At 34.8% G+C, this 20,265-nt stretch carries 15 protein-coding genes; 10 read left to right on the top strand and 5 right to left on the bottom strand.

The annotated features are described in order from the left end of the window. Positions 1–3 precede the first annotated feature (3 nt). The 8 genes from KHA98_RS09475 to KHA98_RS09510 all read left to right on the top strand — a co-directional run bounded on the left by KHA98_RS09475 (position 4) and on the right by KHA98_RS09510 (position 10,034). Positions 4–3,363: a SusC/RagA family TonB-linked outer membrane protein gene (locus KHA98_RS09475; RefSeq protein WP_213257557.1), complete on the top strand. Its 3,360-nt coding sequence runs from the start codon at positions 4–6 to the stop codon at positions 3,361–3,363. A gap of 4 nt (positions 3,364–3,367) precedes the next feature. Beyond that, positions 3,368–4,849, top strand: a complete 1,482-nt coding sequence (locus KHA98_RS09480; RefSeq protein WP_213257559.1) for a RagB/SusD family nutrient uptake outer membrane protein — start codon at positions 3,368–3,370, stop codon at positions 4,847–4,849. Then, on the top strand, positions 4,836–6,308 hold the full coding sequence (locus tag KHA98_RS09485) for a hypothetical protein (RefSeq protein ID WP_213257560.1): 1,473 nt from the start codon (positions 4,836–4,838) through the stop codon (positions 6,306–6,308). The genes KHA98_RS09480 and KHA98_RS09485 overlap by 14 nt, the downstream gene beginning before the upstream one ends. 165 nt (positions 6,309–6,473) lie before the next feature. Beyond that, the gene (locus KHA98_RS09490; protein WP_246522258.1) at positions 6,474–7,616 is read left to right on the top strand and encodes a cytochrome-c peroxidase; all 1,143 of its coding nucleotides are present in this window, start codon (positions 6,474–6,476) and stop codon (positions 7,614–7,616) included. 227 nt (positions 7,617–7,843) lie between these two features. Next, the gene (locus tag KHA98_RS09495; RefSeq protein ID WP_213257562.1) at positions 7,844–8,260 is read left to right on the top strand and encodes a hypothetical protein; all 417 of its coding nucleotides are present in this window, start codon (positions 7,844–7,846) and stop codon (positions 8,258–8,260) included. A 95-nt stretch (positions 8,261–8,355) separates the two neighbouring features. Next, positions 8,356–8,772: a hypothetical protein gene (locus KHA98_RS09500; protein WP_213257564.1), complete on the top strand. Its 417-nt coding sequence runs from the start codon at positions 8,356–8,358 to the stop codon at positions 8,770–8,772. Between the two features lie 141 nt (positions 8,773–8,913). Further along, positions 8,914–9,564, top strand: a complete 651-nt coding sequence (locus KHA98_RS09505) for a VOC family protein (protein ID WP_213257566.1) — start codon at positions 8,914–8,916, stop codon at positions 9,562–9,564. Between the two features lie 65 nt (positions 9,565–9,629). Then, a complete protein-coding gene (locus KHA98_RS09510; protein ID WP_213257568.1) occupies positions 9,630–10,034 on the top strand; it encodes a tautomerase family protein in 405 nt (134 codons plus the stop codon). A gap of 61 nt (positions 10,035–10,095) precedes the next feature. Here KHA98_RS09510 and KHA98_RS09515 read toward each other — a convergent pair whose 3' ends face one another. Then, on the bottom strand, positions 10,096–12,093 hold the full coding sequence (locus tag KHA98_RS09515) for a heavy metal translocating P-type ATPase (protein WP_213257570.1): 1,998 nt from the start codon (positions 12,091–12,093) through the stop codon (positions 10,096–10,098). 461 nt (positions 12,094–12,554) lie between these two features. On the opposite strand from KHA98_RS09515, the gene KHA98_RS09520 reads away from it, so the two are divergent. Both KHA98_RS09520 and KHA98_RS09525 read left to right on the top strand, forming a co-directional pair. Then, positions 12,555–13,676: a hypothetical protein gene (locus KHA98_RS09520; protein ID WP_213257572.1), complete on the top strand. Its 1,122-nt coding sequence runs from the start codon at positions 12,555–12,557 to the stop codon at positions 13,674–13,676. Between the two features lie 12 nt (positions 13,677–13,688). Next, positions 13,689–14,465: a porin family protein gene (locus KHA98_RS09525; RefSeq protein ID WP_213257574.1), complete on the top strand. Its 777-nt coding sequence runs from the start codon at positions 13,689–13,691 to the stop codon at positions 14,463–14,465. 412 nt (positions 14,466–14,877) lie between these two features. Here the strand turns inward: KHA98_RS09525 and KHA98_RS09530 are convergent, their stop codons facing one another. From KHA98_RS09530 to KHA98_RS09545, 4 genes are read right to left on the bottom strand one after another with little or no spacing between them, the layout of a single operon-like run. Next, on the bottom strand, positions 14,878–15,462 hold the full coding sequence (locus tag KHA98_RS09530; RefSeq protein ID WP_213257575.1) for a chemotaxis protein CheB: 585 nt from the start codon (positions 15,460–15,462) through the stop codon (positions 14,878–14,880). Then, positions 15,444–16,253 (bottom strand): CheR family methyltransferase, encoded by an 810-nt coding sequence (locus KHA98_RS09535; protein ID WP_213257577.1) that lies wholly within the window; start codon positions 16,251–16,253, stop codon positions 15,444–15,446. The genes KHA98_RS09530 and KHA98_RS09535 overlap by 19 nt, the downstream gene beginning before the upstream one ends. A gap of 7 nt (positions 16,254–16,260) precedes the next feature. Continuing rightward, positions 16,261–16,626, bottom strand: a complete 366-nt coding sequence (locus KHA98_RS09540) for a response regulator (protein ID WP_213257579.1) — start codon at positions 16,624–16,626, stop codon at positions 16,261–16,263. 57 nt (positions 16,627–16,683) lie between these two features. Beyond that, complete coding sequence (locus tag KHA98_RS09545; RefSeq protein ID WP_213257581.1) at positions 16,684–20,253, bottom strand: response regulator; 3,570 nt, start codon at positions 20,251–20,253, stop codon at positions 16,684–16,686. Between the last annotated feature and the right edge of the window lie 12 nt (positions 20,254–20,265).

Below are 20,265 nucleotides of genomic sequence, written 5' to 3' on the forward strand. Positions count from 1 at the left end.
AACATGACATTTACGATACAACCCGTTTTAAGAAAAATTCTGTTTTTCTTAGCCCTACTCATATCAGGTTTTAAAGGATTTTCTCAGAATAAATTAATTACCATACATGCCAAGAATAAACCTATAAGCCTAATTATCAAATCGATTGAAGAGCAAACTGATTTTAGAATTATTTATAATGCTAAAAAAATAGACACCGAACAATTAGCCGATCTGGATGTGAATAATGCAACTCTGGAAACGACTTTAAAACAGTTATTAAAAGACAAAAACATATCTTATTATATTCAGAAAAAGCAGGTTTTGTTAACCTATTCGGCTCCGGCTCCAACATCGGGCGTAACAACTCCGGAAACGGAAAGATTTATTACCGGAACTGTTTATAATGCAAAAGACAAATTACCACTTCCCGGAGCAACAATTCGCATAAAAGGCACCGGAATGGGCGCTGTAACCGATTTTAACGGAAAATTTGCTTACCAGTTAACCGGAAATAATATCCAAAATCTTGTTCTGGAAGCTGGATTTATGGGAATGCAGAGTCAATCTCAAAAAGCAGATCTTAAAAAAGAATTTACATTCTATCTGGAAGAAACGACAGACGAGCTTAATCCTGTTATTATTACGTCCTCTTACGGAACTAAAAAACTAAAAGAAGAAATCGTTGGAAGTATTTCTACTTTAAACGCCAAAGATATTGCCGTAGAACAAGCCTCAGAAAGTATTGATAAAATGGTTGAAGGTCAAATTGCCGGAGTTTTGGTCGAAAATGTTTCAGGAGTTGGTACTCCGGTTAAAATTAATATTCGCGGACAAGGTACACTTTCTTCATTATCAAACGCAAAAACAGGAACTTCAAGTCAGCCACTTATCATTATTGATGGTTTGGTGATGAGCGAGGAAATGGGAATTGACAACGATTTTTTTGACGGAAATGGAGATTCCTCTGAAAACTTTTCTAATCCGTTAATGAAAATTGCACCCGAAAATATTGAATCATTTACAGTTTTAAAAGATGCTGCAGCCGTTGGTATTTACGGTGCCGATGGTGCAAATGGTGTTATTTTGATTACAACAAAAAAAGGAAAAAAAGGGAAAACACAATTTGGATTTTCTAATCAATCCGGTATTTCATCTGCTATTAATCAGATTAGATATTTAAACGGCGAGCAGTACAATGAAATCAGAAATGAATTTCAAAAAAGCACAACTGCCGGATTTGTTGCTGTTCCGTACAATGGCGTTAACACAGATTGGTTTGATTTACTAAATAATGCCGGATATTTTAATAAATACAATTTGAGTGTTTCCGGTTCAACTTCAAAATTTTCCTATCGCAGTAATATCAACTATTTAAAGATTGATGAGCCTCAGATTGGTAATAACACCAAACAATTAAATCTTGGACTAAATTTAGGCTATCGCTCCGGTAAATGGGATGTTAACTTAATGCTGAATCCAAGTTATATTGAAAAAGATGCACCAAATATTTTTTACAATTTTGCTTACCTGCCAACGATTTCACCTTATAACGCTGACGGAAGCTACTCTAAAATTGGCTTAACAGGAATAAGCGGCGGAAATCCGTTTGCTGCTATTGCTCAAAATAAAAATGAAACCCAAACGTATGGTATTTTAGGAAGTTTGAGCGTTGGTTATCAGATTGCAAAAGGTTTGAAATTCTCGACTCTTTTTGGATTAGATTATACTGATAAAGAACAGGATCGTTATTTTTCGGGCGAAAATGAAAGTGGTCAGTTTAACGGAAGTTTTGTTTTGGACCAAATTACGTATCCGGCATGGGGACGCCGTTTAATCAATCAGCGAAATTCTACCAAATGGAACTGGCAGGGACAACTTTTATTTGAAAAACAATTGAATGAAAATCATGAGATTGACGGAGTTTTGGGTATGGAACTTTCTGAAGATAAAACCAATTTTGATTATGCATCGGCAGCTGGATTTGTAAATCCGAATCAGATTCATAACGTTTCTGAAGCGCTAAAAGATGATAATCCGGACACCGAAATCGATGAGTCAAAAGCAAATCAAAATTATTCGCACGATATCAGTTATAATTCTAAGGTTTCTGCGTTTTCGCAAATCAACTATAATTATAAAAAACGCTATTATTTCTTAGTCAATTACAGACGCGATCAAAGTTCCGTTTTTGGTAATGATTCTGATGTTGCCAATAATGGCGGTGCAGGTTTTAGCTGGATTACAAGCAACGAAAACTTTTTAAAATCGGCTTCGTGGCTTGATTTATTAAAGTTTAAAGTAAGTTACGGAACTACAGGAAATTCCCGAATTGGTTCATACCGATCTAAAGGATTGTATAATATCAAACAAAATGGCTACAACGGCGGCAGCGAAGCTTCTACAACCGAAGCGCCAAACGAACATTTAGGCTGGGAAAAGAATACCAAATTTAATGTTGGTGTAGATTTTAATATTTTTAACCGTGTTGAATTATTACTAGAATATTATTATGATGATTTAAGTGATATTATCACAACACGAGATGTGCCAACCGAAACAGGTTATTCTACTGTACAACTAAATGCATCAAGCATGTACAATAAAGGTTTTGAGTTTACAACCCGAATTAAATGGATAAAAAGTGACCATTTTAAATGGACAACTTCCTTTAATATTTCTACCGTAAAAAATAAAGTAACCGAGCTAAAAGGTTTAGGAAGTGATTATTCTGTAGGAACTTTGGCACTAGCGCAAAAAGTAGGATACAGCACCACTACCCTTTGGGGAATAAACTGGGTGGGCGTTGATCCCGCAACTGGTCGTGATTTACTGGAAAAAGACGGTAAAATATACGACGCTGCAACATACAAATCTTTATACACAAATGCGGATTGGGTGCCAATTGGCGATAAACAAGCCGATGCTTACGGAGGTTTTAATAACAATTTTACGATCAATAAAAACATCGTTTTATCGATTAGAGGCGCATTTCAAATAGGTGGTGATTTTATGGTACAAGATGTTCTTATTGATAAATATTCGAATACTTTAAACCGAAATCTTTCTGTTAATGCCTACGATCACTGGAGACAGCCTGGCGATTTGGTTGCGCAGTCATCTGTAAGCAGTTCTCCTATTAATGCCAATTTGAGCAAATATATTTACGATGCTACTTTCTTAAAAATCAGCAACGTCAATTTGAGTTACAATGTTCCTTTAAAAAACACTTTCCTGGATAGTCTGGCGGTTTTTGCAGATGCTTCAAATGTTTGGTATTGGTACAAAGAAAAAAGTCCGAAAGGAATGAACGGAATCAGAGAGTTTAATTATACGTATCCGCAAGCGAGAACCATCTCGATCGGAATGAACGCTAAATTTTAAGACCATGAAATATTTAAAATATATAACCATCGCAATCCTGATTTTTTCGGCACAAAGCTGCAGTGATTTTCTGGAACAGGAACCCGGAACACAAACTTCTATCGATGAGCTTTTGCAGAACAAACAAGGTATTTTAACGGCTTTAAAAGGACTTTATACCAGTGTTGAAGAAAATGTGAGAGGAGAACGTTTTGCTGCGTATGCCGACTTACAGGGCGGAAATTTAAAAATTACGCCTTTTGAAAGTACCAACAAGGGAGAAATTGTTATACCAACTGCTTTTGCAAAAGTATATTCTTTTGAAGATCAATCTGATATCAGCGAGTTTAAATCATTCTATGATACGAATTACGACAATATCAATCAGGCGAATTTACTTTTAGAATATGTGCCAAAATTAACTGATGCGACTGAGGTAGAAAAAAATCAGATTATCGCCGAAGCTTTGACGATTCGTGCTTATTCGCACTTTTTGTTATCATTGGTTTTCAGTCAGAATTACAGCTATACGCCAGATGCATCACATTTGGGAATCGTTTATACTACCAGCTCCATAAAAAGCGGTGTCAAATATCCGGCAAGAGAAACTGTTGCCAATACGTATTCTTTAATTATCAAAGATTTAAAAACGGCATTAGACAATTACGGAACTAACTCAGGATTAGAAGGTCCGGCTTATTCTTATTTTAACAGCAATAATACCAAAGCCTTGCTTGCCCGTGTTTATTTGTACAAAAAAGACTGGCAAAATGCGTATGATACCGCAAATGATGTTATTACAAATTCAGGAGTTACATTAATGAATTCATCCGATTTGATCGCACAATGGGAAAAAACAGATTTACCGGTTTCTGAAATTTTACTGGAATTTTCAACTCCGCGAGATGCTACAGGTACAACTTCGAGTTCTGTCGCGGCCTATTTTGGTTATACTACTTCTCCTCCACCTGCAAATACGATAACAAATACGGGCAGAAAATATGTGGCATCAAATGATTTACTGGATCTTTATGAAACCAATGATTTACGCAAAAAGCTATTCTTACCGCTTCAGCTTTCTACTTTAATTGCCGGAAATCAAGTCCCAATGCCCTATAATTTTACTAAAAAATACCATGACAACCCGGGTTATGTCGCTTTTAGATTAAGTGAACTGTATTTGATTCGTGCCGAAGCTGCCGCCGAAACCAACAAACCCGATCTTGCAATGGCAGATGTAAATATCATAAGAGCGCGCGCCAATGCCTCTCTATTAACTAATTCATCGAATATTAAAGAAGATATTCTTTTGGAAAGAAGAAAAGAACTGTGTTTTGAAGGTCATTTATTTTTTGATCTTGTTCGAAATCAAAAAGGAATCACGAGAAATGACGGCTGTATTTCCAGCGTTTGCAGTTTAAATTATCCTTCACCAAAATTTATATTGCCAATTCCATTGTACAATACCAATCTTAACTCAAACCTAAAGCAAAATGAATCGTATTAAATTTATATCGACATTAAGTCTTGCTGCAATCCTGCTATTAGCCTCTTGTTCAAAGGATGATTATAAATTAGGAGGAGAAAAAACAGATCCGTTTTTGAGATTCAATTTTATGACCAAGAGCGACAATATACCTTTAGAATATCCTGCAGTCAATGCTAATCTAATTCCCAAAAACAGCTTTGAGAACAAATCGGTTAAAACATTAAAAGTGCCTGTTGCTTTAACTTCATTTACATTAAAAAATGGGGTTACTGCCAATTTTAGTGCTACAACAAACGGAACCAGCGATGGTTTTAGCTTAAATCCAAAAACGGAACTGACGTTTCTGCCAAATAAATTAAATGATACTATTTATGTTTCATTTGATAAAAGATGGAAAGAAAACCAAAGCATTACGTTAAAACTGGAAAGTGCTTCTGATCCTGATATTCATATCGGAAATTTAAATACAGAGGCACCAAACGATACATTCAGAATTGATTTGGGAACTATTTCTACCAATTATACTTTTCCCATTAGTAAAATTGATATCAAAGGAACAAAAGGTGAAATTATCGATTTTAAGGTGAATTTCCCTAACGGATTTTTCCCTTCAGAAATTGATAATCTTGTTATGTTTAAATTCCTGAACGGATTTGAATATACACTGACTCATGATGATTATGGCGATAACCGAAGTTCAATAACGTATCATTTAACGCTTTTAGAAGACATTCAGAATGATGATGTTTATTATGAAAGCTCTATTGCTTTAAACAATACAACAGATTATCCCGCAACAGGAAATACGATTTTGCAAATTGTAAAACCAATAAAATCACCAAGAGATATTCTGGCAAATCCGGCATCAAAATTCTACGATTTGTCTAATCAATTTTATCTGACTTATGGCGAAAACTGGTTTGATAAAAGTGGTACTTGTGCATGGCAGGCTTTTAATGCTTTTACGTTTCCGGTTGTCGTTACAAAAGACAATCCAAATGCTATTTTGTACAGCGACAAAGGCACCACAAATCCTAATGATGATATTTACCACGATGCTTTTAGAATTGGTTTTAATGTCGCCTCAGGAACTTCAACAACTAATTCTTTTAATTTAAAAAGATGGTTTACGAATGAAAGTACGGCCGGAGCAAATTCTCCCGGTTTTAATATTACATCGGCATTAGAATTTTTCCCGGACAACGGTAACAGCAAAACTGCCGGAAAAGTATTGGTGATTCCGCAATATATTACAGTTGCCAGCACGACAAAAAACAGTCATATTATTGCCATTTCCGGTGAAGGAACGTACAAAGAAATAAGTACTGGTTTGTTTGAAATCTCTTTTGAATTAAGATTAACCAATGATGAATTATTTGGAGGAACTGCCACATCCCAATATAAAATTTACAACAACAAAACGTATCCAAAATTAAGCCCAATCAATGAGCCTTGTGCCAAGGAAGTTGCACTTTAAAAAAAGTTTTACGTTTCAGGTTTCATGTTTCAAGTTTCATGTTTCAAGTTTCATGTTTCAAGTTTCATGTTTCAGGTTTCATGTTTCAAGTTTCAAGTTACTGCTGAACGTGAAACCTGAAACTTGAAACAAATCAAAACAAACCAAAAATCAAAAGTCAAAAAATTGAAAAAACTACTCTTTCCAATCCTTTTTCTGCTTTGCCTTTCGGCTTATCAAAGCGTAGAAAATCCTGATTATATAGATATTCAGGAATTACGAAAACTTTATTCTGGCGGAGATACTTCGAAGTGGCCTGTTGCAGAATTGCATGAAAACGTCGATAAATCAAAATTTCAGGATATTGGTGTTCTTCCTGCTGTTCCCTATCCGGCTTATAATCCGTATTCAGCAGAAAAAGAAAGCCTTGGAAAAGTGTTGTTTTTTGATCCGAGATTATCCAAAAGCGGTCAGATTGCCTGTGCTTCCTGTCATAATCCGGAATTGGGCTGGACAGATAATTTAACGCGTTCTTTTGGTCACGACCGTCAAAACGGAAAACGGAATTCAATGACGATTTTAAACTCGGCTTATGCAACTTCTTTATTTTGGGACGGAAGAGCAAAAAGTCTGGAAGATCAGGCACAATTTCCTGTTGCAGATCCGTTGGAAATGAATGAAAAACTGACGATTGCTGTGGATAAAATTGCTAAAATTAAGGGTTATAATGCTATGTTTATTTCGGCTTTTGGAGACAAAAAAGTAACGCTTGAACGCATTCAGTATGCAATTGCCACTTTTGAAAGATCTATTAATAGTCCGAAAAGTAAATTTGATCAGTTTGTAAGCGGAAAATCAGATGCTTTTACAGACGCACAAGTCAGCGGAATGCATTTATTTAGAACCAAAGCACAATGCATCAATTGTCATAATACACCTTATTTCAGCGATAATCAGTTTCATAATGACGGGCAGACTTTATTCGGAACAAAAAATGAAGATTTCGGACGTTATAATGTTACTAAAGAGGTTAAAGATATTGGCAAATTCAGAACGCCGACACTTCGCGAAGTTGTAAATACAAAACCCTGGATGCACCACGGGCATTTTCCAAGTTTGCTGGATGTTGTCGAATTGTACAATTTAGGAAATCCGTCTCCGGTTCAGAAAAAATATCTGGGAACAGCACGGGATTCCTTAATTCCAAAATCAGATCCGATGCTTAAAAAACTGAATTTAAACAAGGAAGAAATAAGTGATTTATTAGCTTTTATAGAAACTTTAAGTACACCTACAAGAAGAATCATGGCACCCGAAATGCCTAAATAATGTTAGTTGCAATGGTTTGTAAATTGTCCCCAAAATCTACAAACCTGCTAAGCCCGTTTCTTTATGGAACGGGCTATTTTATTTACCAAAATCAAATTGCCTTTTTTTAACAGCAAATTTTACAAATTAAAATAAACCTATAGTACATTTTGAAAGAAAATTACTTTATTTGTATGTAAAGAAAAAAAACTTTAGACCCCAAAAACATTCATTTAAACTACGATTTTATGACAACCTTTAAAACCTGGAAAGAAAAACCAACCGAACTTGAAGCTCAAAAAGCAGTTGAAGACTTTTTTGTTTATCTAAAAAAAGGAGAATTAGACAATGCAAAAAATAGCGTAGATCATCTTTATGATGACTGGGAAGAATCTATTCATGTAATTTGGCGTGATCATTATCTTATTCATGAAAGTGCACAGGATGAATCTTTTGAAGGAAAAGAATGGCTGAATAACTTAGAATGGCTAGGCAATTTAGGAATTTTAGATGATTTTATGTGGGGAGATGAAAATGAGAATAACAGATATTTTGATGTAAGCGTAACTTATTTAGAAGAACCTTCGGGATTTGCTGCTCAATTTTATCTGGTAAAAAACGATGATCATTATGTCCTGAAAAGAGGATTAATCGATATGGCCTAATACTGCTTTAAAATACAAAGTCCGTTTCTTCTAAATGAAACGGATTTTTTTATTTTTGAAATAAATAACTTTACGAGAGAATAAAATCACTTGAAATGACCGATTGGGAAGTAAACAAAAAATGGAATCAAATGGATAAGCAGTTGTTTAGAGAAAATCTCTTAAAAACAATTGACGAATTAATTCCAATTCAGACACAATCGGATACTTTCTTTAGATTTATAGTAACAATAAATGAAGAAATTTCAAAGAAACATAATTCAGACGATGACCTGATGAGATTGGTTGTATTCAATAACTACAACATGCCTCAAAAAATTATAGAACTAGACGACGTTATTGATTTACTTGCTCATCCCAGAGTTCGTTTTCCTCTATGGATAAATGTTTCGGTTGAAGAATTTAAAGAGCATTCCATTATCTTTAAACTAGAATCCAGTTCCCGATTTAGAAAACCGTCTCAATTGCAAAACAAAGAAACAAATCATCCACCGTTTAAGGCTGTCTTTTAAAACTGTCTTTTTTTAAAACTTCATCACAATTTACTATGCTTTCATCGAAGTAAAAAATAGTATGCTAGTCAAAATACGGCTGTCATTTTTTAAATTTGAATATCACTCAAAAGAAACTTTTCTTTTATAAAATATACGATTATGAAAATAGATCAGATTCAAATAAAGACTAACGATATTCAAAAAACAAAGGCATTTTATCAACATGTTTTAGGCCTTTTCATTCTGGAAGAGGACAAAAATTCTATCATGATACAGGCGGGAACTTCTATTTTAAAATTTGTTGAAGATCCTCAATTTAATTCCATTTATCATTTTGCTTTTAATATTCCCGAAAACCAGCTTGAAGAAGCCATAGAATGGTGCAAAAATAAAGTGGATTTAATTGTTATTGAAGATCAAAATGTAATTACCAATTTTGAAAACTGGAATGCACATGCTGTTTACTTTTATGATAGTAACCGAAATTTATTAGAATTCATTGCCCGACATGACCTCAATAATGAACAAGTGGGAGAATTTAATGCTGAGTCTATTTTAAATATTAGCGAAATCGGAATTGTAACTCAAAACCCATTAGAACTAGGAAATCAATTAATTAGTGAGCATGATTTGAGTTTCTTCTCTAAAAACAATAATAGTGAGGCTTTTGCTGCAATTGGTGATGATGAAGGCTTGCTGATTCTGGTTCGCCCAAATAGAAACTGGTATCCAACGCAAATTCCATCTGAAAGCAATCCAACGCAAATTATATTAGAGCATAATGAAAGTATAATTGAGCTGAAATTTTAAAACCGGATTGCTTTCTCTATCCTTTAAAGTTTGCTTATTTTTATTCAAAATTAAAATTCCACACTATGCCATTTGTCCGAATCAGTTTGCCTAAAAAACTTTCGCTGCAAACTAAAAATAATATTTCAGAAGCCATTCATCAGGCTTTGATTGCAGAATTTAATATTCCTGTTGATGATTATTTTCATGTAATCGAAGAACTGGAATCACATCAGATAAAATATCCTAAAAGTTACTTAGGCGTTTCTCATTCTGATGAAATTGTATATGTGCAAATTACTGCCGGACAAGGAAGAACTTTGGAACAAAAGAAAAAATTGTATCAGCAAATTGCGGCGAAAATTGCCGCTTCAACCGAAATTACAATCAACAATGTAATCATTGTTTTACTCGAAAATAATGGTCAGGAAAACTGGTCTTTTGGCAATGGCGAAATTCAGGTTTCTAAGCATTTGGAAAAACTTAAATAAAGAATACAAAAAAGCCCAAATCAAATTTGAATTGGGCTTTTAACTATTTTATAATGAGAATTTAAAATTTCATTTTCTGAATTCTTACAGCATTCAAAATGGCTAACAAAGCTACGCCAACATCGGCAAAAACAGCTTCCCACATCGTAGCAAGTCCGCCGGCACCCAAAATCAAAACAAAAGCTTTTACCACAAACGCTAATGTAATATTCTGCCAGACAATCTTTTTGGTCTGTTTTCCTATATTGATTGCCATTGCAATTTTACCCGGTTTATCGTCCTGAATTACAATATCGGCAGTTTCAATTGCGGCATCACTTCCTAAACCTCCCATCGCAATTCCCACAGTACTTAAAGCGATTACGGGCGCATCATTTACACCATCACCAACAAAGGCAATTGTTTCATTTTTGGCTTTAATTTCGTTTACTTTGTTGACTTTATCTTCCGGAAGCAAATCTCCGTATGCTGTCGCGATTCCGAGTTTATCGGCTACAAATTGCACAACATTAGATTTATCACCGCTTAGCATGGTTAATTTTACACCTAATGCTTTTAGTTTAGAAACGGTTTCCTGAGCATCTGCTTTTATTTCATCGGCAATAGTAAGATAACCTGCGAATTTTTCATCAAAAGCAATTGCTATTGTCGTGTAAACTATTGACGCCGGATCAATATCGTATTTTATACCAAATTTATCCAGCAGTTTAAAATTCCCGACATATAGTTTTTTACCATTATAAGAAGCTTTTAAACCGTGTCCTGAAATCTCTTCAATATCGATGAGTTCAACCGAAGGATCAATTTGTCCAACATAATTATGAATAGCGGTTGCCACCGGATGCGTACTGCGACTTTCTAAGGCATTAACCAGTTTGAGTATTTCCTCTTTATCAAATTCAGGTTTAATAACCACTTCCTGAACTTTAAAAACACCTTCGGTCATGGTTCCGGTTTTGTCTACCACAACATTCTGAATGGTCGAAATACTATCCAGAAAATTACTTCCTTTAAACAGAATTCCGTTTTTACTTGCAGCTCCGATTCCGCCAAAATACCCAAGCGGAATACTGATCACCAATGCACAAGGACAGGAAATAACAAGAAAAACTAATGCGCGATACAACCAGTCACTAAAAATATAATGGTCTACAAAAAGCATTGGAAGAATACAAATTGCGATTGCCAGATACACTACAATTGGGGTATAAATTTTGGCAAATTTGCGAATGAATAATTCAGCCGGTGCTTTTTTAGTCGTCGCATTCTGAACCAATTCGAGAATTTTAGACAATTTACTATCATTATAAGCTGTTGTAACTTTTACCAACGCGATTGTGTTCCCGTTTATCATTCCGGCAAGAACGGTGTCGCCTTTCTTTTTAGTATCCGGTTTACTTTCACCCGTTAAAGCTGCGGTATTAAACGAAGCCGAATCTGATATCAATTCACCATCCAAACCTAGTTTTTCACCTGCTTTAAGCTGAATAATGGCTCCAATCTGAGCTTCTTTTGCTTTGATTTTTACAGCTACATTATTTTCCAGAATACTGACTTCATCCGGACGCTGATCCAGTAAACTTTTAATACTTGATTTTGCTCTGTTAACCGCCATTCCCTGAAAGGTTTCTCCAATGGTATAAAACAACATCACGGCAACTCCTTCAGGAAATTCACCTATAGCAAATGCGCCAATTGTTGCAATACACATCAGGAAAAACTCAGAGAAAATATCTCCCTTTACAATGCTTTCATACGCTTCTTTCAAAACCGGAAGTCCAACCGGAAGATAGGCAATTACATACCAGACAGTTCTAATATACCCTGTAAACCAATTTTGAGGAAAATAGTTATCAAAACCAATCCCGATAAGAAGTAAGATTAGGGAAATTATTGCAGGCAGAAACATTTTAAACCAGCCTCCTTCTACATTGTGTTCGTGATCATGTCCATCGTGATCGTGTCCGTCATGATCTGTATGTTCCGGCTCATCATGAGAACAACAGGATGGTTTTGTTTTAATCTTTGTGTTCTTTACTTCTTTATCTTGATGTATCATTATGGCATTTTGGGTTTGTTATTTATAGTTTCTTCTTTGAGAAACTATAAATCAATTAATGCTTTAAATTTAAGCATATTGTGTCAATTCTATTGTTAAAGTTATATAAATATTCTATTAGTATACCTTGTTTATTTTGGGTTTTCGCTATAATAAATTTTATCGTTAAGCTTTAATTTGTATAACACTGAGGCTGAATTTGATAAAAAAATAAGTATCAAATTATACTGCTCCAAATATATTTTTTAACTGAATATATACTTTCTGAAAAAATATGATACGTGGTAAGAAAATTTCGTTAACTTTAACAATAATTAACATTTTAAGTCAACCCAAATTTAAAAAGCAAAAAACCTATTTCATTATAATACAAAAGATAAGCAGAGATTTTCTATAAGAATACCATTAGTACATATTTATTTTTCGCAGTTTAATTAATTAACATTAAAACACTCTCATCAATGAAATGTAATACACTAATATCAGCCTTTTTATTATTATTTAGCATGCAAATTTTTGGACAGGTTTACACCAATAAAATTGTTGGTAAAGCCAATGAGCAACTTAAGGATAGTCTTAAAACAGAAGAATACCCATATGCTCTTCCTATCTGGGGAGAAAAAGTAGCTCAAAAAGGGTATAAATTACCTTACTCTGCGGGATTGTCTGTAAACTGGTTTTGGCAGGAATCTGAAATTGTAATTAATAATCTGGAAGTTGGTTTCAATAACGGAACGATGTACAATCTGGATGAAATTGTACGTTTCGACAAATCCTCCGTTGAAGCAAGTGCCTTAACTATAAGACCGGATATCTGGTTGCTGCCATTTTTAAATATTTACGGAATTTTCGGAAAAGCCAATACTTCTACAAAAATAAACGCCGGGATATGGATTCCCGATGCCGATAATAACTGGTCGGAAATTACTACTTTCAGTACCAGAGCCAATTTTGATGCAACTACATTTGGTATAGGTATGACCCCAACAATTGGTATTGGCGGAGGCTGGCTTGCACTGGATATGAATATGGCCTGGACCGATATTAGTTCTCTTGACAAACCTGCTTTCTCGTATATTTTTGGACCAAGACTGGGTAAGACTTTTAAGTTTAATAAACCGGATGAAAATATTGCTTTATGGGTTGGAGGTTTTAGAGTACATATCGCAGGGGATACCAATGGTGATTTACCGCTTTCTGATTTTATAAATTTGGATAATGCTCAGGCAAAAGTTGACAGTGGTTTAGCGAAAGTCTCAGAGAATCAGACAAAAGTAGATGCCTGGTGGGCAGATTTAACACCAGCAGAACAAAAAAATCCTGTAAACGTTGCCAAACATAATACCGCAAACAGAGCTTTGGAAGGTGCGGGAAATATCTTAACTTCTCTTGACGGGGCTTTGAGTACAGCAGGATCATCATCTGTTCAATACTCCCTTCAAAAAAGACCAAAAGATATGTGGAATTTTATTATTGGTTCTCAGTATCAATTTAATAAACACTTTATGTTCCGTGCAGAATGCGGTTTCTTAGCGAGCCGTACTCAAGTATTAGGAAGCTTACAATATCGTTTTGGACTTTAATTCATTACTTATATGAAAAAGGTTTTACTGGCAGTTATCACTTTCTTTTGCATTTCTACGGCGCACTCACAGGTTTTAATTTCCTTAATTTTTGGAGATAAATTAAATTCTGAGTTTCTGGAATTTGGATTGGAAGGCGGAGTTAATTTTTCTACCATTACCAATATGGATGCTTCAGGAACTAATCCGGGTTTTAATCTTGGTTTTTACTTTGATTTAAAATCCAGAAAAAATCCGGCATGGATGATTAATACCGGGGTAATTGTAAAATCTCCTATGGGAGCGCACGGAATTCCTGTTTATTCTTTAAATGATGAAAGTTTGGATAACATTTATGCTAACGGAAGTGTGAGTCGCGAAATACGTTATTTTAATGTTCCGATATTAATTAAATATCAGTTCAAAAACAATATTTATGTAAAGGCCGGACCACAATTTGGTTTATTAGCCAAAGCATTTGATGAGTTTAAAAGTGAAATTGATAAAGATGATATTATTTACAAGAAAAACATCAGAGATCAAATTCATGTTATTGATGCGGGACTTGCCGCAGGTCTTGGTTATCATTTAAATGTGGGGAACGGACTTAACTTTACAGTTCAGTATTATTACGGTTTGGTTACGGTAATGAAAGGCGACGGACCCAATAACCAATACAACAGATCGTGGTATATTACTGCGGGAATACCTATTGGAAAAGGAAAAGCGGCACAAAGAAAAGCGGAAAAAGAAGCCGAACTTAATAAAGTTATCTTACCGGAAGACGAAGCGCCAAAACCTCAAAAATAAAGTACTACATGACCCGTTGGGTGAAATTATTTATTCTTATATACTTGAAACAGAATAAATCAATTCCCTCCATCTTTAGATGGAGCTACAAGAAACTATTACAAACGTGGCTTTAGCCAAAATTATGCGTTAATTTGACTAAAGCCTGTTTTACTTACAATTCGTAAAATCCCCTAGTTCAAACCAGGGGTTATGGAAATAACTTTAACCCGTTGGCTGAAATTAAAATATTAGAAATTTTGTCGCGGATTAGACAGATTCGTTATCACGAAAACGCGGAGAAAAACGGATTTGTAGAAAGAATTTAAAAAAAATCCGTTTTTGTCCGCGTTTTTACGAAGTAAATCCGTTTTATCCGCGTGCTATTTTATTCAAAGGAGCATTTTTAAATGTAATTTCACCCAATGAGTTACTACGTGTTTATTGCAACAATGAATTGAAGTATTTCCTGTGTATTTAAAATAAAATCAGGATTGGAATACAAAATGGCATTGTTGGGCATAAAAGGCATTTCGGCAGAAAGTGGATTTTGAACTACAATACTTCCGCCAGCAGCTTTAATCGCTTTTAAACCGTCTGTACCATCTGCATTTGAACCTGATAATAAAATTCCGATGAGAGAAGTCCCGTAAACTTCCGCCGCCGATTCAAAAGAAACATCTATACTTGGTCTGCTATAGTTTATTTTTTCTGATGTATCTAATGCCAGAATGCCTTCTTTTTCGAATAATAAATGATAATTTGACGGAGCAACATAAATAAAACCGGGCAAAAGCGGAACCTTATCCTCTACTGGTTTTACTTTTACATTTGACTTAAGCGCTAACAAATCTTCAAGCGTCTGGTCGTCTGTGCTTTTTCTGTGCAAAACAATCACAAGGGCAAAATTATTGAGTTTCACTATCTCAGGCAGAATTTGCATTAAAGCATTAAGACTTCCCGCAGATCCGCCAATTATAACTACTTTACAGTCTGCTGTTATTTTAATTTCCTCCATATTTTATTTTTATCCAACTGTTTGTACTTGTTTGGAGCAACAGAATATTTTATCGTTTCTTTTGTTCCTAAAGCCAGAAAACCCAGAACAGCCAGGCTTTCATCAAATAAATTTATAACTCTTTTTTGAAGTTCGTTATCAAAATAAATCAAAACATTTCGACATAAAATCATATCAAATTCATTGAAGGAAGTATCTGAAACCAGGTTGTGCTGCGAGAAAACCATTTTTTGCGCAAGCTCTTCATTAAATTTTGCGATTCCGTAATTAGCTGTATAATAACTTGAAAAATCTTCCTGACCACCAGCATCACGATAATTCTGTGAATACTCTTTCATCATTCTAAGCGGAAAAATGCCTTTTTTGGCCGTTTCTAATACGGTCGCATTTATGTCTGTCGCATAGATTAAAGATTTATGAAGCAAGCCCGCTTCTTTGAGCATAATGGCCATAGAATACACTTCTTCGCCCGTTGAACATCCCGCGTGCCATAATCTGATGAAAGGTTTTGTACCCAACAAAGGCAAAATTTCATTTCTTAGAATAGCATAAAATGCCGGATCACGAAACATTTCAGTTACATTAACTGTTATTTCGTCGACCATTCTTTTATAATATTCCGGATCTGAACGTACTTTGGAAAGAAAGTCATGAAAGTGTGTAAAACCATCCAGATGAAAAATTCTGTTTACACGTCTCTTTAATGAAGCTCTTGAATAACTTCCAAAATCAAAACCGTAATATTCATAAACCTCATTGATAAGTGTTTCGAGCTCAATATCCTCAATCATAACGCATTTAAATTTTGCTTAAAACAAGCAGTAACTTATCAACATCCACCGGCTTAGAGATATAATCATCTGCTCCGGCTTCTAAACATTTTTCTTTATCTCCTGTCATTGCCTGAGCCGTTACGGCAACAACAAAAGTTGATTCTCGTGACGGTATGGCTTTTATTAACGGAATGGCTTCGTAACCATCCATTTCGGGCATCATCATATCAATTAAAACAGCATCAATCTGTTCTTCTGATTCTAATAATTTCAAAGCTTCTTCGGCACTTATACAAGACAAACAATCAAACGATTTGGCGCGTAAAGTGTTTTCTAAAGCAAAGATATTCCTGGAATCGTCGTCTATAATTAAAAGTCTTTTTTTACTCATTTTATATATTTTATCAGACCTGACAGGTTCTGAAAACCTGTCAGATCTATTTTTTTTTTATACCTTGTCGTAAAGCCATACGCGCAATAGCGACAACAACTGGTCAACATCTACCGGTTTTGTGATATAATCGGAAGCTCCGGCTTTTATACATTTTTCCCGGTCACCCGTCATTGCTTTGGCTGTTACGGCAATTAAAGGCAGATTTAAGAACTTCGGATTTGCACGTATTTTTTCTGCCGTTTCATAACCATCCATATTTGGCATCATCATATCGAGTAAAACAACGTCTGTATCCGGATTTTCATTTAAAATCTTGATGGCTTCATTCCCGTCAAAAGCAGTAATAATATTCATTTTAAAAACTTCTAAAGCCTTTGTCAGCGAATAAATATTACGAACGTCATCATCTACAATCAGTACTTTTTTATCGTGCAGAATATTGTTTAGTAAATTTAGCTTTTTATGTCCTTCTTTTTTATCTTTTCCTTCACTTTTATCTTCTACCAAATGCAAAAACAGTGAAACTTCATCGAGCATTCTTTGGTACGAATGTGCCGTTTTTACAATAATCGAATCCGCATACTTTTTAATTTTTACTTCTTCTTTAAGCGATAAACTCTTCCCGGTAAAAACAATTACCGGCAAGTTCTCTAATCCCGGATTCTTTTTAACGCCATCCAGAATCTGATAAGCTTGCTTATCCGGAATTCCCATATCAAGAATTACACAATCTACTTCTGTTTTATTTAAAGCCTGCAAACCTTCAGAAACTTCACTTTTTATTTCTGAATTAATATTGTAAGTCTCTAAGAAAAAAGCCAGTGCTTTGGCATGTTTCGGATTGTCTTCTATAATTAAAACCTTTTGAGCTTCTTTATTAATGATATGTTCGATTCGTAAAAACACCTCCGGAATTTTCTCAAATGCAACAGGTTTGTCTAAGAAATCGACTGCTCCTTTTAGTAAACTTTCCTGTTTCAGTTTATGTGATGACATAATATGAACCGGAATATGTTTGGTTTGCGAGTTGTTTTTAAGCTCTTCCAGAACTTCCCAACCACTTTTTACAGGTAGTTCGATATCCAGTAAAACACCAGCAGGTTTATAAAGCAATGTAAAGTTTAATGCATGATCTCCACGAACCGCAACAACACCTTTATATCCTTTTTTATGTGCAAAAGTCAATAGTGATTTCGCAAAATTAACATCATCTTCTACAATCAGGATTACTTTATCACCATCTTTTATCGAGGCTCTGTCGTCGTCTACTTCATCGGGAATTATTGGACTAATGTATTTTTTTGCTGGAGATTTTTCTTCTTCAGGTTCTATTTCTGTAAATTCTGTTGGCGGTATTTTTTCAACATTTACTTTATGATAGGCAGCACCAAAAACAGGAAGACACAAAGTAAACGAACTTCCTTCCTGAACTTTACTGTGCAGAATTATTTCTCCTCGCAATAGCTTTGCTAATTCCCTGCTGATTGACAATCCCAAACCTGTTCCGCCATATTTGCGTTTGGTTGAACCATCGGCTTGCTGAAAGGCTTCGAAAACAAGTGGTTGTTTGTCTAACGGAATTCCGATTCCGGTATCTTTTACAATAAAACAAATAATTTTATCATCATCTGTACTTACTTTTATTTCAAGACTAACTTTTCCTTTCTCAGTAAATTTAATCGCGTTAGAAATCAGGTTTTTCAGAATTTGTTCCAAACGCATCTTGTCTGTTTTAATGACAATTGGCGCTTCTTTCGAAATAATTTCAAATTCAATTCCTTTCTCTTTGGCTACCAGATTAAATAAATTCCAAAGTGTATCTGTAATTTCTTTAGTTGAAACATCCAGAAATTCCAGTTCCATTTTACCGGCTTCAATTTTAGATAAATCCAGAATTTCATCAATTAAACCTAACAAACTGTTTCCTGAACTCTGAATCACTTTAGCAAATTCAATTTCTTCATTGTTCATACTCTGATTATTATTTTCAGATAATAATCGGCTTAAAAGCAGAATCGAATTTAAAGGTGTTCTTAATTCGTGTGACATATTGGCCAAAAACTCCGATTTATATCGGGTTGTCAACTCCAAAGCTTCCGATTTTTTCTGAATTTCATTGTTTTTTTCTTCCAATAAAACACTTCTTTCAGATAACTCTTCGTTGGTTTGTTCCAATTCTTCCTGCTGCACTCTAAGTTCCTCTTCTGAAGCCTGAAGTTTTTCCGTCTGAGCTTCTAATTCTGCATTGATTGCTTCGAGTTCACTATGTTGTAGTTGAAGTTCTTCAGATTGTGCTTTGGTTTCTTCGAGTAATTCCATCACTCGTTTTCTGTTTTGAGTCGATCGAATGGCAATTCCAATATTACTTGCAATAGCGGTTAAAAACTCTAAATGCAATTCTGAAAATCCATAAATACTTGCCAGTTCGACCGCACCTTCAATTTTATTATCCAACAAAGGCAATGCAATAATATGCGTTGGTTTTATTTGTCCCAAAGCATAATTAATCTGAATATCATCTGGCGACAAGGTCTTTAATTCCAAAATTTTTCTGGATGTAATAGACTGACCAATTAAGCCTTCTCCTTTTTTAATGCGTTCTCTGTTTTTGCTGGGTATATAACTGTATCCTCCGGCAGCCACAAGATCATCACCATCTACAACATACAAAACTCCGGCGCTGCTATTGGTATAATTACACAAAAACTCGATAATATCTTTAGACAATTTTTGCAATGTTTTGTCCCCCAACATCGTATTATTCAATTCTGCAATCCCAGTTTGAAGCCATTCTTTTTGTGACAATAAATCAAAAGAACTTTTAAGATTTACGCCCATTGTGTTCAGCGATTCTCCTACACTTCCAAGTGCATCCGCTTTTGTATCGTCTACGCGAATGTCATAATTTCCGTTTGATATATTGGTGGCAATTGTACTAATCGCTTCTATTCTCTGAGCCGTTTCCCGATCTTTTTTCTCTAGTTCGTGTTGTAGAGCAGAACGTTCGTTATAATCTTTCAGAATACGGATTAAGAATACAATTGAAATAATAAAAGCAATAAAAAAGGCAATGACTATTAATATCAGACTATAACTTCCGTAGCGTTCCGAATTAGCATTGCGCTCTGCCAAAAGTCCTTGTTCTGTAGTTTCAATTTTTTTAATCACTTCACGCATTGCATTCATCATCTCTCTGCCCTGGTTAAGATCAAAGGTGGTGCTTTCTTTGTTTAATCGTTTTTTAACAATCTGGTTGTTCAGATATTTGAAAAAATTAGAACGCATTTCCCGCAATTCATTCAATTGTTTTTGTTGCGAAGGATTATCTGTTGTTAGTTCATCCAATTTATCAAAATAGCTATTTGATCTGGTTTCAGAATCTCTATATCTTTCTATAAATTGCTCATCGCCTGTTATTAAGTAACCACGCATACTGGTTTGCGCCTCGGTAATAATCGACGAACCTTCGTTTAGATTATAAATAACTTCCTGTGTATGATTTACCCAAAAATTACTGTTGAGCAAACTTTTTATACTGATAAAAGAAGCTACAGAACTTATTGTAAGTACAAACAAAGACACTAATGAACTGATCAGAAGGTTTCTTTTAAAATTATTCTTCATATAGATGCTTTA

Origin of the sequence: Flavobacterium branchiicola (assembly GCF_018383905.1) — a bacterium.
GTDB lineage: Bacteria > Bacteroidota > Bacteroidia > Flavobacteriales > Flavobacteriaceae > Flavobacterium > Flavobacterium branchiicola.